The organism is uncultured Sphingomonas sp. (genome assembly GCF_964250165.1).
Taxonomy (GTDB): Bacteria; Pseudomonadota; Alphaproteobacteria; order Sphingomonadales; family Sphingomonadaceae; genus Sphingomonas.
Window position 1 is genome coordinate 1 of the sequence record NZ_CAXUEK010000142.1, and the last position, 2,812, is coordinate 2,812.

The window sequence follows — 2,812 nt, forward strand, 5'->3', positions numbered from 1 at the left end:
AGCTCACCGAGCCGCGATCGAACATCTCCTGGACGGGGATGGCGAGCGCCGCGGGAAGCCCCTGGCCGCCGTAAGCGACCGGGATATCGACCGCGCCCCAGCCGGCATCGCGGAAGTCCGCCCAGACCTCCTCGTGTCCGGGAGCGAGCACGACGCGGCCATCCCGAAGCGCGCATCCCTCACGGTCGGCCGCACGATCGAAGGGGGTCAGACGTTCGGTGGAAAAGCGGCTGGCCTGCTCAAGGATCGCCGCCATCATGTCCGGCTTCAACATGTCGTCAACGCCGTCGATGCCGCGCAGCCGATCGATACCGGGCGTCAGCTCGATCTGACGCAGGACCGCGTCGACCGTCGCGAGATAGCCGGCGTTCACATGCCCCCCATCACTTGGATCGTAACCCACGTCTGCGTGATGGCAAGTGCATCGAGCCCCTCCTCAACAAACCTCGGCTTGATCGGCTGGCCGCGTGCGCCTCTCCGATGGACGACGCTGGTGCCAATTGCATCCTTTTCCGCCCCGGCTCTTGCCTGCGTGCGACGGACATGATGTCGCCACGCGACAATGGTGCGGGAGCCGCCGCTGCTATGCGGCGAGTTGCCGCCTCACGTCACGCGGCGACTGATCGTAAACGCTGCGGAACGAACGGCTGAAATGCGCCGCGTCGTTAAAGCCCCAACGGAAGGCGATCTGCGTGATCGACAAGCCGTCTTTCACCGGATCGAGCAGATCCTCCCGGCATCTTGCAAGCCGGCGATGGCGGATCCATTCGCACACCGACCATTCGGTATCGACGAAGGAGCGGTGCAGCCGCCTGATCGAGATGCCGCATCCGACCGCGATCTGGGCCGGGCCCAAATCGGGGTCCGCGAGATGGGCGTCGATGAACGCCCGGATGCGATGATCCGGCAGGAAATGCTGCGCATCCTCCTTCGGCAGGCGATCGCGCTCTATCATGTGCTTGACGACGCCGATCAGCATCTGCCGCGCATGGACGGCGTCGCCGTCACCGAAGCGATCGATCGAGCGTGCCACCGTTATCAGGGTCGAACGTGCCAGCCCCCCGATGCCGTCGCGCACCGCCCATCGTTGCGGGCGTGCGAACGTGCTCGCCGGGCAACGGGTCATCAGCTCCGCCGCTGGAATATAGGCGGCAAGCTGCCGGGTCCGGCCGCTGAACCGGCAGACGAAAGGCCGGTAGGTGTCGACGATGGCAAGGTCGTTCGTGCCGATCTCGGTCTCGGTATTCCCCTGCGACACGATCGCGCGCCCGCTCAACTGCAGGATCAGCATCATGTGCCGGCAGCGCTCTCCGGCAAGCGCGCGCTTGTCGTGCGCGATCTCGCTCGCATTATGGAAGATATGACCGATGCCGATGCCGCCGACATCGCGCATCTTGATCGAGGCTTCGAACCCTTCGCTTGAAAAGCGCAAAGACGCCTCTCGTCCGCAAAGCGCCGCGATCTGATCGCCCCAGGCCTCGCGCCCTTCGTTCTGACGCATCGTGACCGTCGAGAAATCGATCATCGCGTGGTCTCCCCGATCTCCTTGCCTCACGCCTTGAGGGTATCTTGTCGCACCCTTGCTCGAGCCAGCGTGATGGTCAAAACCTGCATTGCCGTCTCGCTGCAACAATTGCGGGTGTCGCAAGCAGGCAAGATGGTCTCGACATATATCGCCTAACTTTCGCCCGACGCAAGAGTTTAGCGCAACTTTCTTTCCTGGCGGGAAAAATATTTGATGCGACGCCGGCGAGATCGAAGCGCGCCTAGCGAGACCCGTTCGCCGAGCGTTCGCGGATGCGCCGCCGCTTGCCGCCAGATTTGAAGGAAAGCGAAGTCATGCACGGGCCGAGGGCCAACCGCGCGACTATGACCGGCGCCGAAAGCCTGCTGCGAACGGTGTCCGATTGCGGCGTGCGGCTGTGCTTCGCCAATCCCGGCACGTCCGAAATGCATTTCCTGGCGGCGCTGGACAAGGTGCCCGAGATCAGGCCCGTGCTGGGATTGTTCGAAGGTGCGGTAACGGGCATGGCCGACGGCTATGCCCGCATCTCCGGCGTGCCGGCGCTCACGCTGCTTCATCTCGGCCCGGGCTTCGCGAACGGCATCGCCAACCTGCACAACGCCCGGCGCGCGAGGAGCCCGGTGGTCAATGTGGTGGGGGATCACGCCACGTACCATAATCGCTGGGACAGCCCGCTGAAGACCGACGTCGCGGCGCTGGCGCGCCCGGCATCGGATTGGCTGACCATTTCGTCAAGCGCGCATACGGTCGCGGCGGACGGGGCACGCGCTGTGGCCGCCGCGCTCGAAAAGCCGGGCCGGATCGCAACGCTGATCCTCCCCGCCGATGCCGCCTGGGGCGTTACCGACGGACCCTGTCCGCCTCTCCCGACCGCAGTTCCCGCCGCGGTCGACACCGACGCGGTCGAGCGGGTCGCGTCGATTCTGCGGACGCGCGGCGACAGCAGCGTCATCATCGTCCGTGGCGCGGCCGGGGACATCGCCGGGCTGGACGCGCTGGAACGGATCTGCGCCCGCGTGGGGGCCCGGCCGATGATGGACCTGGCCACGGGCAAGGTCATGCGCGGCGTCGGCCGTCTGGCTATCCCCCGCGTTCCGTATCGCGCCGAGGATGCCGTGCGCGCGCTGACGGGGGTGACCGACCTGATCCTGGTCGGCGCGCAACCCCCGGTCGCCCCCTTCGCCTATCCGAACTATCCGAGCTGGTGCGTGCCCGACGGCACCGCGATCACATATCTGTCGCACGAGCACGAGGATGAGGTGCGGGCGCTCGAGGCGCTGGCCGCGG

The 2,812-nt window shown here is 66.1% G+C and carries 3 protein-coding genes; 1 reads left to right on the top strand and 2 read right to left on the bottom strand.

Annotation, left to right across the window (positions count from 1 at the left end; genetic code table 11):
- Together ACFE64_RS15495 and ACFE64_RS15500 are read right to left on the bottom strand one after the other, a co-directional pair.
- Nucleotides 1–373 (bottom strand): acyl-CoA dehydrogenase family protein (locus ACFE64_RS15495; RefSeq protein WP_375393350.1); only part of this gene is annotated, 373 nt, incomplete at its 3' end.
- A 210-nt stretch (nt 374–583) separates the two neighbouring features.
- Nucleotides 584–1,525 (bottom strand): helix-turn-helix domain-containing protein, encoded by a 942-nt coding sequence (locus ACFE64_RS15500; RefSeq protein ID WP_375393351.1) that lies wholly within the window; start codon nt 1,523–1,525, stop codon nt 584–586.
- A 272-nt stretch (nt 1,526–1,797) separates the two neighbouring features.
- Between ACFE64_RS15500 and ACFE64_RS15505 the strand changes: the two genes are divergently transcribed.
- Nucleotides 1,798–2,812 (top strand): acetolactate synthase large subunit (locus ACFE64_RS15505; protein WP_375393352.1); only part of this gene is annotated, 1,015 nt, incomplete at its 3' end.

Coding starts and splice junctions, on each gene's coding strand:
- ACFE64_RS15500 (WP_375393351.1), bottom strand. CDS start 1,525: ATGATCGATTTCTCGACGGTCACGATGCGTCAGAACGAAGGGCGCGAG.